This window comes from Barrientosiimonas endolithica (assembly GCF_030296655.1).
In the GTDB taxonomy this organism is placed as follows: Bacteria; Actinomycetota; Actinomycetes; order Actinomycetales; family Dermatophilaceae; genus Barrientosiimonas; species Barrientosiimonas humi.
Genome location: NZ_AP027735.1, coordinates 419,185 through 430,942, shown reverse-complemented (window position 1 = coordinate 430,942; position 11,758 = coordinate 419,185). Strand labels below are relative to the sequence as shown.

Genomic DNA, 11,758 nt, shown 5'->3' with positions numbered 1-11,758 from the left:
CTGGCGCAGTCCGTCGTGGCTCAACGGTCGACACCACCCATCACGGGGTCGATCGAGGCCACGGCCACGATGACGTCGGCGACCGCGCCGCCCTCGGACATCGCCGCCGTGCCCTGCAGGTTGTTGAAGCTGGGGTCGCGGAAGTGCGCGCGGTAGGGGCGCGTGCCGCCGTCGGACACCACGTGGCACCCGATCTCGCCCTTGGGGCTCTCGATCCCGACGTACGCCTGCCCCGGCGGGACGCGGAACCCTCGGTCACCAGCTTGAAGTGGTGGATGAGCGACTCCATCGACTCACCCATGATCTCGCGGATGTGGTCGAGGCTGTTGCCCTGACCGTCGCTGCCGACCGACAGCTGGGCCGGCCAGGCGATCTTCTTGTCGGCCACCATGACCGGGCCCGGGTTCGCCTCGAGCCGCTCCAGCGCCTGCTCCACGATGCGCAGCGACTGGTGCATCTCCTCGACGCGCACCCGCAGCCGGCCGTAGGCGTCGCAGGTGTCCCAGGTGGCGACCTCGAAGTCGTACGTCTCGTAGCCGCAGTACGGGTCGGCCTTGCGCAGGTCGTACGGCAGGCCGGTCGAGCGCAGGATCGGGCCGGTCATGCCGAGCGCCATGCACCCGGCGAGGTCGAGGTAGCCGACGTCGACGGTGCGGCCCTTGAGGATCGGGTTCTCCAGCAGCAGCGACTCCAGCTCGCCGATGCCGCGGCGCAGCTCGGGGATGGTCTCGCGGACCTTGTCGATCGTGCCGGGCGGGAGGTCCTGGGCGACGCCGCCGGGGCGGATGTAGGCGTTGTTCATGCGCAGCCCGGTGACCATCTCGAAGATGGACAGGATGCGCTCGCGCTCGCGGAAGCCGATCGTCATGACCGTGGTCGCGCCCAGCTCCATGCCGCCGGTCGCCAGCGCCACCAGGTGGGAGGTGATCCGGTTGAGCTCCATCATGAGCACCCGGATCGTCTGCGCCCGCTCGGGCACCTGGTCGGTGATGTCGAGCAGCTTCTCGACCGCCATGCAGTAGGCCGCCTCGTTGAACAGCGGCATGACGTAGTCCATCCGGGTGCAGAACGTGACGCCCTGCACCCAGGTGCGGAACTCCATGTTCTTCTCGATGCCGGTGTGCAGGTAGCCGATGCCGGCGCGCGCCTCGGTGACGGTCTCGCCGTCGAGCTCGAGGATGAGCCGGAGCACGCCGTGGGTCGACGGGTGCTGCGGGCCCATGTTGACGACGATCCGCTCCTCGTGGAGGGCGGACGCCTCGTCGGCGATGTCGTCCCAGTCGCCGCCGAAGGCGTTGAGGACGGGGGCGTCCTGCTCGTCGCCGTAGACGTCGTTCGGCTGCTCGTGCTGGGTGGTGCTCATCAGCTGTACGACCTCCGCTGGTCGGGTGGCGGGACGGTGGCGCCCTTGTACTCCACGGGGATGCCGCCGAGCGGGTAGTCCTTGCGCTGCGGGTGGCCGGGCCAGTCGTCGGGCATGAGGATCCGGGTCAGCGCCGGGTGCCCGTCGAACTGGATGCCGAACATGTCCCAGGTCTCGCGCTCGTGCCAGTCGGCCGAGGGGTAGACCTCCACGATCGAGGGGATGTGCGGGTCGTCGTCGGGGCAGGTCACCTCGACGCGGATCCGCTTGCTGCCGTGGGTGATCGACAGGAAGTGGTAGACCGCGTGCAGCTCGCGACGCGACTCCTGCGGGTAGTGCACGCCGGAGACGCCGGTGCACATCTCGAAGCGCAGGGCCGGGTCGTCGCGCAGCGCGCGGGCGACGGGCACGAGCAGCTCGCGACGGACGTACAGCGTCATCTCGCCGTGGTCGATGACGACCCGCTCGACGGCGTCGCCGAAGCCGGTGCCGACGGCGGGCAGCGCCGCCTCGAGGCCGTCGGCGAGCTGGTCGAACCAGCCGCCGTACGGGCGCGGGGTCGCCCCGGGAAGATGATCGGCCGCTCGAGGCCGCCGTAACCGCTGGTGTCGTTGCCGAGCGAGGAGCCGAACATGCCCTTGCGGCGGGCGATCTCGACCGGCTCGGGCTGGCGCTGCTCGGACGGCAGCACCGCGCCCTCCTGGGCGGCCTCGGTGAGCGGCTTGGGGTCGGTCGGCGGCTCGGTGACCGGGCCGGTGGTCGGCGGGCCGAGCGTGGGCTTGTCGCCGGTCTTGTCGGCGGCGTTGCGCTTGTCGGCGTTGTTGCTGTCGACGGGCTTGTCGGCCGTGTTGTTGCCGGCGTTGGCGTCGACGGGCTGGTCGGCCGCGTTGCTGTCGGGCTTGGCGCCGTTGTCGTCGGTCACGCGAGCAGCCCCTTCATCTGGTGGGTCGGGGTCGCGCTCAGCGCGGCGGCCTCGGCAGCGCGGGCCGCCTCGACCCGGTTCGCGCCGAGCGGCGTGCTCTGGATGTGCTTGTGCAGCTCCAGGATCGCGTTGAGCAGCATCTGCGGCCGCGGCGGACAGCCGGGCAGATAGATGTCGACCGGGATGACGTGGTCGACGCCCTGCACGATGGCGTAGTTGTTGAACATGCCGCCGGAGCTGGCGCACACGCCCATCGAGATGACCCACTTCGGCTCGGGCATCTGGTCGTAGACCTGGCGCACGACCGGGGCCATCTTCTGGCTCACCCGGCCGGCGACGATCATCAGGTCGGCCTGGCGCGGGGTGGCGCTGAAGCGCTCCATCCCGAACCGGGCGATGTCGTAGTCCGGTGTGCCGACGGCCATCATCTCGATCGCGCAGCAGGCCAGGCCGAACGTCGCCGGCCAGACCGAGCTCTTGCGCATGTAGCCCGCGACCTGCTCGACCGTCGTCAGCAGGAAGCCGGCGGGAAGCTTCTCTTCGATACCCATGTCTCGCTCCTTCTCCCTGGGGGGACTAGTCCCACTCCAGGCCGCCGCGCCGCCAGACGTAGGCGTAGGCGACGAACACGGTCGTGATGAACAGCACCATCTCGATCAGCGCGAACAGCCCCAGCTGGTCGAACGCGACCGCGAACGGGTAGAGGAACACGCTCTCGATGTCGAAGATGATGAACAGCATCGCCGTCAGGTAGTACTTGATCGGCACGCGCCCGCCACCCTCGGCGTGGGGGCTCGGCTGGATGCCGCACTCGTACGCCTCGACCTTGGCGCGGTTGTAGCGCTTGGGGCCGGCGAGCGCCCCGGCGACGACCGAGAAGACCGCGAAGAACGCACCGATCCCCGCGAAGAACAGCAGCGGGAGGTAGGAGTAGTTGGTCAGCCCATTCACGCTGCTGGCTCCTTCCGTGCGCCGCGGGCGTGGCGCTGGTCCATCGTATTCACGGTGTACACCGGGTGGTTCACGCCGCGGGGGTGATCCGGGACATCGCGTTGAGCAGGCGGTCCCCGGCCGAACCGCCGTGCGGCTCGGACAGGTTGGCCATCACCTTGAGCAGGTAACGCATCATCGTCTCGCGCGGCAGGCCGTACTTCACCGCGAGGCGCATGACGTCGGGGTTGCCGATGACCTTGGCGAAGCCGCGGCCGAGCGTGAAGTAGCCGCCCAGGGCGTCCTTCATCACGCCGTTGTAGCCGAGCAGCACGCGCTCGCGCCCGGCGTCGTCGCCGCGGGCGAACGCCTGCGCCGCGACCTCGGCGGCGAGCCGGCCGGACTCCATGGCGTACGCGATGCCCTCGCCGTTGAACGGGTTCACCATGCCGCCGGAGTCGCCGACGAGCAGCAGGCCGTCGGCGTAGTGCGGCTGGCGGTTGAAGCCCATCGGCAGCGCCGCGCCGCGGATGGTGCCGACCATCGTCTGGTCGTTGTAGGTCCACTCGTCCGGCATCGTCGCGACCCAGCGCCGCATGACCTCCTTGTAGTCGGTCTTGCCGAACGCGCTGGAGGTGTTGAGGATGCCCAGGCCGACGTTGGAGGTGCCGTCGCCGACACCGAAGATCCAGCCGTAACCGGGCAGCAGGACGTCCTTGCCCTGGTCGTCCTTGGACCACAGCTCGAGCCAGGACTCGAGGTAGTCGTCGTCGTGCCGGGGGCTGGTGTAGTACGTGCGCACGGCCACGCCCATCGGGCGGTCCTCGCGCTTCTCCCGGCCCATCGCGAGCGACAGCCGCGAGGAGTTGCCGTCGGCGGCGATGACCAGCGGCGCCGAGAACGTGCTCGTGGTGCCGGTGGCGCGGCCGTTCTCGTCGACGTCCTTGGCGGTCACGCCGGTGATACGCCCCTGGGCGTCGCGGGTCGCGCCGGTGACGTTGGTGCGCTCGCGCAGCCGGGCGCCGTGCTTGACGGCGTGCTTGGCGAGGATGTCGTCGAAGTCCTGCCGGGTGCGCACCAGGCCGTAGGGCGGGAAGCTGGTGAGGTCGGGCCAGTCCAGCTGCAGCCGCATGCCGCCACCGATGATGCGCAGCCCCTTGTTGCGGATCCAGCCGTCGTCCTCGGGCGTCGGGACGCCGAGGGTGATCAGCTCCTTGACCGCGCGCGGGGTGAGGCCGTCGCCGCAGACCTTCTCGCGCGGGAAGCTGGTCTTCTCCAGCAGCAGGACGTCCAGACCTGCCATCGCCAGGTAGGCCGCTGCGGCCGAGCCGCCCGGACCTGCGCCGACGACGATGACATCGGCCTGGTGGTCGGGGGTGGCTCCGGTGGCCTCTGGCACGACTACTTCCTCGCGCTTGTGACTGCTTTCACGAACTCGACGAGTCTAGGACCGCCAGCTCCTGCGCCCCTACTAAGGAAACCCTTACCCTGCCGGCCTGCGTGAGGTGCGGAGGGCGTACGGCGGGCGGTAAGCCCCGATATCGGCCGCAGGTGCAGGCCCCCGAGGCCCCGGCACGTCACAACCCCCGATATCGGCCGCAGACGCAGGTCGCCCAGGCCCCGGCACGTCACAACCCCCGATATCGGCCGATCTACGTCATCCACATGCGCGCGCGGGCGCGGCGGGTGTTCCACAGGTGCGGACGCGGAGGTTGGCCGGCACAGGCCTCGATCCCACGCTGCTTGCATGACGGGCGACACGTTCGACACCTCACAGCCGTTCACCACGGCGACCGCCAGAGCCGGCGGCATGCCGATGAGCCGTCTGCGGTCGCGCGATATTCGGCGTCTGCACCGCGGCGTGTTCATCGGAGCAGACGTCACCGTGGACCTGAAAGTGCGGTGCCGCGCCGCGCTGCTGTGCCTGCCCGACGATGCCCACATCAGTCACCACACCGCGGCGGAGCTGCTGGGGCTGTGGGTCGACCCTCATCCGGAGGTGCACGTGTGCCGCGCGGCGCCGCACCGGACGAACCGGCAAGGGGTCCGCGCCCACCAGTGCCAGTCGCATGGCGAGGGTCGCGCCGAAGACGCCGTCTGGATCCGCGACGGGCTGCCGCTGTCTGCGCCGACCACGGTGTTCCTCGAGCTGGCCGACACCCTGGACCTGGTGGCCCTCGTAACGCTGGGCGACTCGATCGTACGCATGGGCTGGGCGACTCCCGAGTCGTTGCGCGAGCTGTGCAGCACCTTCCGCGGGGATGGAGCGGTGCAGGCTCGAGAGGCTGCCGCCCTCGTGCGGGCCGGAGTCGACTCGCGGCCGGAATCTCGCCTGCGGTTGATCCTGGTGTTCGGCGGGCTGCCCGAGCCGACGGTCCAGCTCGAGGTGCGCGACGAGTCGGGCATCCTGCTCTTCCGCTTCGACCTGGGCTACCGCGAGTACCTGCTCGCGGCCGAGTACGACGGCGCAGGCCATCGGGCGAGTGACGAGCAGTGGGGCAAGGACCTGCAGCGCAGGGAGGTCGTCGCGACCGACGGGTGGCTCAGCACGGTCTTCCTCAAGGAGGACGTCTACCGCCAGCCGTCGCGCACGGTTCGCCGTGTTCACGACGCACTGCGCAGCCGCGGGTGGCGAGGGCAGCTGACGCCTCGGCCGGATTTCGCCCGGTACTTCCGCGACTACTGAGCACCGATCCCCCGGTATCGGAGGTTGTGACGTCTCAGCGGCTCCGAAACCCGCAGCTGCGGCCGACATCGGGGGTTGTGACGTCCCAGCGGCTCCGAAACCGGCAGCTGCGGCCGATATCGGGGGTTGTGACGTCCCAGCGGCGCCGAAACCCGCAGCTGCGGCCGATATCGGGGGTTGTGGGTCAGGGGCGCTTGGTGGCGCGGTGGAGGGCGACGATGCCGCCGCTGAGGTCGCGCCACTGCGGGGTGGTCCAGCCGGCGGCGCGCAGGACGTCGGCGAGGCCGGCCTGGTCGGGCCAGGAGCTGATCGACTCGGCGAGATAGACGTACGACTCGGCGTTGGAGCCCACGCGGCGCGCGATGCGCGGGAGGGCGGCCATGAGGTACTCGGAGTAGACCTTGCGGAAGGCCGGGTTGGTCGGCGTCGAGAACTCGCAGATCACCACCGTGCCGCCCGGGCGGGTGACGCGCAGGAACTCGCGCAGCGCCCCTTCCGGGTCGACGACGTTGCGCAGCCCGAACGACATCGTCACCGCGTCGAAGGAGTCGTCGGCGAACGGCAGCTGCATCGCGTCGGCGGCGGTGAACGCGAGCGCCGGCTGCTGCTTCTTGCCCTGGCGCAGCATGCCGAGCGAGAAGTCGGCGGGTACGACCCGGGCACCGCGGTCGCGGAACGGCACCGAGCTGGTGCCGGTGCCCGCGGCGATGTCGAGGACCCGGTCGCCGGGCTGCGGGTCGACGGCGTCGAGGACCAACCGCCGCCAGCGCCGGTCCTGACCCAGGGAGAGCACGTCGTTGGTCAGGTCGTAGCGCGCCGCGACGTCGTCGAACATCCGGGCGACGTCGTGCGGACGCTTGTCGAGGCTGGCGCGGTTCATGGGGTCATCCTCGCGCAGGGCCACCGGGCGCCCTGAGCCGCTCCCCTTAGTCTGTTCCCTCGTGACGAGCGAACCGGTGCCCAGCGCAGCGCCCGCCCTGGTGGCGCGCACCGCCCTGCTGCCGCGGCCGGACGACCTGGTCGCGCTGCTGCCCGACGACGTCGCCGCCACCGATCTCGTGACCTGGCTGCGCGACGGTGACGGGCTGGTCGGCTGGGGTCGCGCCACGTCGGTCACCACCTCCGGGCCCGACCGTTTCGCCCAGGCCGACCGGTGGTGGCACGAGGTGTGCGCCCAGTCGGTCGTGCGCGACGCCGTGCAGCTGCCGGGCACCGGCCCGGTGGCCTTCGGCTCGTTCTCGTTCGCCGACGAATCCGCTTACGGCGCAACGCTGGTCGTGCCGTCGGTCGTGGTCGGCCGGCGCGGCGGCACCAGCTGGGTCACGACGATCCGCACCGGCGCGACGCTCCCCCAGCAGCCGACCGTCGAGCCGCACCCCGCCCCGGCGGCGCCGGCCAAGCCCACGCTGCGCACCGGCGCCCTGGACCGCGAGCAATGGAAGTCGGCCGTCGCCAAGGCGGTGAGCCGCATCCAGGGTGGCGACGTCGACAAGGTCGTGCTCGCGCGCGACGTCATCGCCGAGTGCGACGGGCCGGTCGACCTGCGCTGGCTGCTGACCCGCCTCGCCGGCGGCTACGCCAACACCTGGACGTTCGCCGTCGACGGCCTCGTCGGCGCCTCCCCCGAGATGCTCGTGCGCCGCGAGAAGGGCCTGGTCACCTCGCGCGTGCTGGCCGGCACCATCCGGCGCACCCGCGACGACGAGCACGACCTGGCCCTGGCCGCCAAGCTCGCCCGCTCGTCGAAGGACCTCGAGGAGCACGAGTACGCCGTCCGCTCGGTCGCGGACGCCCTTGCGCCGCACTGCCGTTCGATCAACGTGCCCGAGTCGCCGTTCGTGCTGCACCTGCCCAACGTCATGCACCTGGCCACCGACGTCGCGGGGGTGCTCACCGACGAGTCGTCGTCGCTGCGCCTCGCCGAGTCGCTGCACCCTTCCGCCGCCGTCTGCGGCACGCCGACCCCGCCGCAGCGCGGGTGATCGGCGAGCTCGAGGAGATGGACCGTGGACGCTACGCCGGGCCGGTCGGTTGGATGGACGCCAGCGGCGACGGCGAGTGGGCGATCGCCCTGCGCTGTGGCGCGCTCGACCGCGAAAACCCTTCGGCCGTACGCATTTTCGCCGGTTGCGGGATCGTGTCGGGTTCTGACCCGGCCGCCGAGCTCGCCGAGTCCGAGGCCAAGCTGCTGCCGATGCGCCACGCGCTCGGCGACGACTGATGCCGACGCTGCTCGTCCTGCACCACTCGCCGACACCCTCCTGGACGACCTCCTGCAGTCGGTCCTGATCGGGGCGCGCGACCCCGACATCGAGGGCGTCGACGTGCAGGTTGTGCCGGCGCTCGAGGCCCGGGTCGAGCACTTCCTCGACGCGGACGCGACGCTGCTCGGCACCCCGGCCAACTTCGGCTACATGTCCGGTGCGCTGAAGCACGCCTTCGACAGCACGTACGACGACGTGCGCGGCCGCGTCGACGGGCGCCCGTTCTCGTTCTGGATCCACGGACGTACCGACACCACGGGGGCACGCCGCGCCGTCGAGTCGATCACGACCGGGTTGTCCTGGCGGCTCGCCGCGGAGCCGGTGGAGATCGTCGGCAAGCCGGTCGCCGACGCCGACCGCGACCGCCTCACCGAGCTCGGCGGCACCCTCGCCGCCCTCCTGACGGCCTGACCCACGGAAACTCGGTTCTCGCCGGCGTCCGGCCCTGCTTGACTGCGACGCATGGCGATTCGCGTGGGTGTGGCCGACGACCCGGAGAAGTTCCTCGACACCGACCTGGTGGTCTGGTCGGACGGGCGCGGCCCGGACCCGACCGACGTGGTGCTGCGGGGCCTGACCCCCGACCAGCGCTTCGCCGCGACGGACGACGAGGCACCCGCCGCCCCGCTGTACGCCGGCGTCTACGGGGTCTTCCCCTCACCCTCAGCATCCCCGGGCCCCGGCACACCGTCCGGCAGGTGCCGGTCGGCGGCCTGACGTGGGTGGGCGTGCATCCCGACCAGCGCCGCAAGGGCGTGCTGACCAGCATGATCCGCGACCACTTCGCCCGCGTCGCCGACACCGACTGGACCGGCATCTCGGCGCTGCACGCGAGCGAGCCGGTGATCTACCGCCGGTTCGGCTACGGCCTGGCCTCGCGCGAGTGCAAGGTGACCCTGGGGCGCGGCACGACGCTCGTGGCGCCGGGGCTCGACGAGGAGGCCGGGCGCGTGCGCACCGAGCTGGTCGACGCCGCCGCCGAGGGTGTCGCGGGGCGGGTGCGCGCCGCCACGCTCGCCGGCGCGGCCGTGGGGCACGGCGTCGTCACGCTGCCGGAGGACCTCTACGCCGCGTACGCCCACGAGCACCCGGACACCTTGCGCAACAAGGAGCCGCAGCGCGTCCTGCTCGCCACGCTCGACGGCGAGGACGTCGGGTCCGCCTGGTTCCGCCGCGAGCCGAAGTGGGAGAACGGTCAGCCGCAGGGCACGGTGAAGGCCATGCACGTCGTCGGCACCCCGGCCGCACGGCTGGCCCTCGCCCGGCGCCTGGTCGAGCTGGACCTGATGGCCAAGGTCGAGATCTCCGGGTGCTCACGCGACGACCTGCTCCAGCGCTGGGTGGGCCCCACGCGCGGCGTCGTCGACGGCGCCCTGGACAGCCTGTGGCTGCGGCTCGTCGACCTGCCGGCGGCGATGGCCGCGCGCGGCTACTCCGGCGCGGCCGACCTGGTGCTCGAGGTCACCGACGACTTCCTGCCCGACCAGGGCGGTCGCTGGCGCCTGGTCGCCGACGAGGCGGGCAGCGGCCGCGTGGAGCGGGTCGACGCCGTCCCCGACGTCACGATCACGACCCAGCAGCTGGCCGGCGCCTACCTCGGCGACGGCAGCCTGCTACGGCTGCTGCAGGCCGGCACGCTGCAGGAGCACCGCCAGGGCGCGGTGGCCCGGCTCGACGCGGCGCTGGCGATGCCGTTCGCGCCGGACGCCGCGACGGGCTTCTGACCCGACGAGGGCGTACGCACGGGGCCGGCTCTCTCACGACACCGTTCGGCCGTGCGTCCGGCTCAGCCTCGCCCCCACCGGCCCAGCCGGGCGCAGGCTCACCCGACGGAGGCGACGGCCTGCGCCGCGACCTCGCGCAGCCGCTCGCGCAGCGCACGCTGACCGACGCGGGGCAGCGCCACCTCGACGACCTGAATCCCCTTGCGAGGCTTGCGGATCCGGTCGGCGAGGTGGTCCGGCTCGGTGACCAGCTCGTGCTCGATGTCGTGCGCGACGCACAGGTCGGCGATGCGGGTGCCGGTGGGCGTGCCGAAGACCCGCTCGAACGGCTCCCCCAGGTCGGGACGCCCCGGCTCGAGCGTGCCGAAGATGCCGCCGCCGTCGTCGTTGATCACGACCACCGTCAGGTTCGGCCGCGGCTCGCCGGGCCCGATCAGCAGCGCGTTGGAGTCGTGCAGGAAGGTCAGGTCCCCCACGAGCGCGTACGTCTGCGCGGACGGTGTCGACAGCGCCAGCCCGATCGCCGAGCTCACCACACCATCGATGCCGGCGAGGCCCCGATTCCCTACGGCCAGAACGTTCTTCGCGATCCGAGCCGGGTTGCGGCCGATGTCGAGGTCGCGCGCGGTGTTGGACGACCCGACGTAGATCGCCGACCCGGCCGGCGCGTTGTAGGCGACGGTCGCCGCGATCGCGGGCCCGCTCGGCCACGAGTCCCGGATCACCGGGTCGACCGCTCCGGCAAGGGCCGCGCCGGCCTTGCGCCAGCGCGAGGCCCAGGCCCGGTCGACGCAGTTGGACACGGCCTCGTGGCTGCGGGCGATGTCTGACCAGTCGTGCACCCGGCGTACGACATGGCCCGCGTCGGCCCAGGTGGTCAGCGGCGTGACGATCTCGACGCTCACCGCGGGGTTGCCGAGCAGGCGCTGCACGTCGCGCGCGAGCGTGACCCGGCCGCCGACGATCACCCGCTCGGGGAGGTTGTCGGCCAGCCAGTCGCTCGCCCCGAGGATGAGCGGCCCGTGCGGCGTCACCCGGCCGCGGTGGTATCGCCCGAACGGCTCGGCCACCAGCGGCCAGCCGGCGGCGTCGGCGAGCTCGGCCAGCTCGGCGGCGAGGTCGGGCGAGGGCAGGTCGCCCAGGAGCACGAGGGTGCGCGGCACGGGCGCGATGCCCGGCCCGGTCGAGACGCCGGGGTGGCTGTCGGGCGCGCGCAGCTCGAGCCAGGGTGCGCCGCGCTCGCGGCCGTCGAGCGGCTCGGGCCACTCGGTGTCGTCCTCGGTCGGCACGAGCGGGTCGCGCAGCGGCACGTTGAGGTGGACCGGCCCGGCGTCTCCGCTCGGCAGCCCGCGGCTCTCGGCGATGGCGCGGCCGACGACGCTGCGCCAGGTGGTGTTCTGCCCGGGGCGCACCTCGGGGGTGGCGGTCTCGTGGTACCACCGGCACGCCGCCCCGTAGAGCTTCACCTGGTCGGTGGTCTGGTTGGCGCCGGTGCCGCGCAGCTCGGAGGGCCGGTCGGCGGTGATGACGATCATCGGCACCGAGGCCTGCGCGCTCTCGAGCACGGCGGGGTGCAGGTTGGCGGCGGCGGTCCCGCTGGTGGTGACGACCGGGACGGGCACGCGGGTCACCTTGGCCAGGCCGAGGGCGAGGAAGCCCGCGGCTCGCTCGTCGACCCGCACGTGCAGCCGCAGCCGGCCCGCGCGGTCGGCCTCGTAGGCGGCGTACGCCAGGGGTGCCGAGCGCGACCCGGGGCAGAGCACGAGGTCGCGCACCCCGTGCCGCACGAGCTCGTCGACGAGCACGGTCGCCAGCGCCATCGAAGGATTCACCCGGTCAATCCTGCCCCACGCCCGCACGTCGGGCAGA

9 protein-coding genes and 3 pseudogenes are annotated in these 11,758 nt (G+C 72.1%); 5 read left to right on the top strand and 7 right to left on the bottom strand.

Going from position 1 to position 11,758, the window contains the following annotated elements:
- Window positions 1-20: 20 nt before the first annotated feature.
- The 5 genes and pseudogenes from QUE40_RS02180 to QUE40_RS02160 all read right to left on the bottom strand — a co-directional run bounded on the left by QUE40_RS02180 (window position 21) and on the right by QUE40_RS02160 (window position 4,614).
- Window positions 21-1,363: pseudogene (locus QUE40_RS02180) on the bottom strand (NADH-quinone oxidoreductase subunit D).
- Window positions 1,363-2,054, bottom strand: a pseudogene (locus tag QUE40_RS02175) (NADH-quinone oxidoreductase subunit C). The pseudogenes QUE40_RS02180 and QUE40_RS02175 overlap by 1 nt, the downstream one beginning before the upstream one ends.
- Before the next feature lie 227 nt (window positions 2,055-2,281).
- Complete coding sequence (locus QUE40_RS02170) at window positions 2,282-2,836, bottom strand: NuoB/complex I 20 kDa subunit family protein (RefSeq protein WP_142004215.1); 555 nt, start codon at window positions 2,834-2,836, stop codon at window positions 2,282-2,284.
- Between the two features lie 25 nt (window positions 2,837-2,861).
- A complete protein-coding gene (locus tag QUE40_RS02165) occupies window positions 2,862-3,236 on the bottom strand; it encodes an NADH-quinone oxidoreductase subunit A (RefSeq protein WP_433997035.1) in 375 nt (124 codons plus the stop codon).
- Between the two features lie 70 nt (window positions 3,237-3,306).
- Window positions 3,307-4,614: a geranylgeranyl reductase family protein gene (locus QUE40_RS02160; protein ID WP_142004214.1), complete on the bottom strand. Its 1,308-nt coding sequence runs from the start codon at window positions 4,612-4,614 to the stop codon at window positions 3,307-3,309.
- Between the two features lie 348 nt (window positions 4,615-4,962).
- Here QUE40_RS02160 and QUE40_RS02155 point away from each other — a divergent pair, with 348 nt between their 5' ends.
- Entirely contained in the window at window positions 4,963-5,901 is a 939-nt protein-coding gene (locus tag QUE40_RS02155) for a hypothetical protein (RefSeq protein WP_142004213.1), read from the top strand.
- A 184-nt stretch (window positions 5,902-6,085) separates the two neighbouring features.
- Here the strand turns inward: QUE40_RS02155 and QUE40_RS02150 are convergent, their stop codons facing one another.
- Window positions 6,086-6,781, bottom strand: a complete 696-nt coding sequence (locus QUE40_RS02150; RefSeq protein ID WP_289232184.1) for a demethylmenaquinone methyltransferase — start codon at window positions 6,779-6,781, stop codon at window positions 6,086-6,088.
- Here QUE40_RS02150 and QUE40_RS02145 point away from each other — a divergent pair.
- From QUE40_RS02145 to QUE40_RS02130, 4 genes and pseudogenes are all read left to right on the top strand, one after another.
- A pseudogene (locus QUE40_RS02145) lies at window positions 6,780-8,122 on the top strand (isochorismate synthase). The gene QUE40_RS02150 and the pseudogene QUE40_RS02145 sit on opposite strands and share 2 nt — an antisense overlap.
- 40 nt (window positions 8,123-8,162) lie before the next feature.
- On the top strand, window positions 8,163-8,576 hold the full coding sequence (locus QUE40_RS18775) for an NAD(P)H-dependent oxidoreductase (protein ID WP_433997066.1): 414 nt from the start codon (window positions 8,163-8,165) through the stop codon (window positions 8,574-8,576).
- Between the two features lie 51 nt (window positions 8,577-8,627).
- On the top strand, window positions 8,628-8,882 hold the full coding sequence (locus QUE40_RS02135) for a hypothetical protein (RefSeq protein WP_289232183.1): 255 nt from the start codon (window positions 8,628-8,630) through the stop codon (window positions 8,880-8,882).
- Window positions 8,864-9,889, top strand: coding sequence for a GNAT family N-acetyltransferase (locus tag QUE40_RS02130; protein ID WP_289232182.1), 1,026 nt, complete (start codon window positions 8,864-8,866; stop codon window positions 9,887-9,889). Before QUE40_RS02135 ends, QUE40_RS02130 begins: the two co-directional genes overlap by 19 nt.
- Before the next feature lie 98 nt (window positions 9,890-9,987).
- Here QUE40_RS02130 and menD read toward each other — a convergent pair whose 3' ends face one another.
- A complete protein-coding gene (menD, locus tag QUE40_RS02125; protein ID WP_289232181.1) occupies window positions 9,988-11,709 on the bottom strand; it encodes a 2-succinyl-5-enolpyruvyl-6-hydroxy-3-cyclohexene-1-carboxylic-acid synthase in 1,722 nt (573 codons plus the stop codon).
- Between the last annotated feature and the right edge of the window lie 49 nt (window positions 11,710-11,758).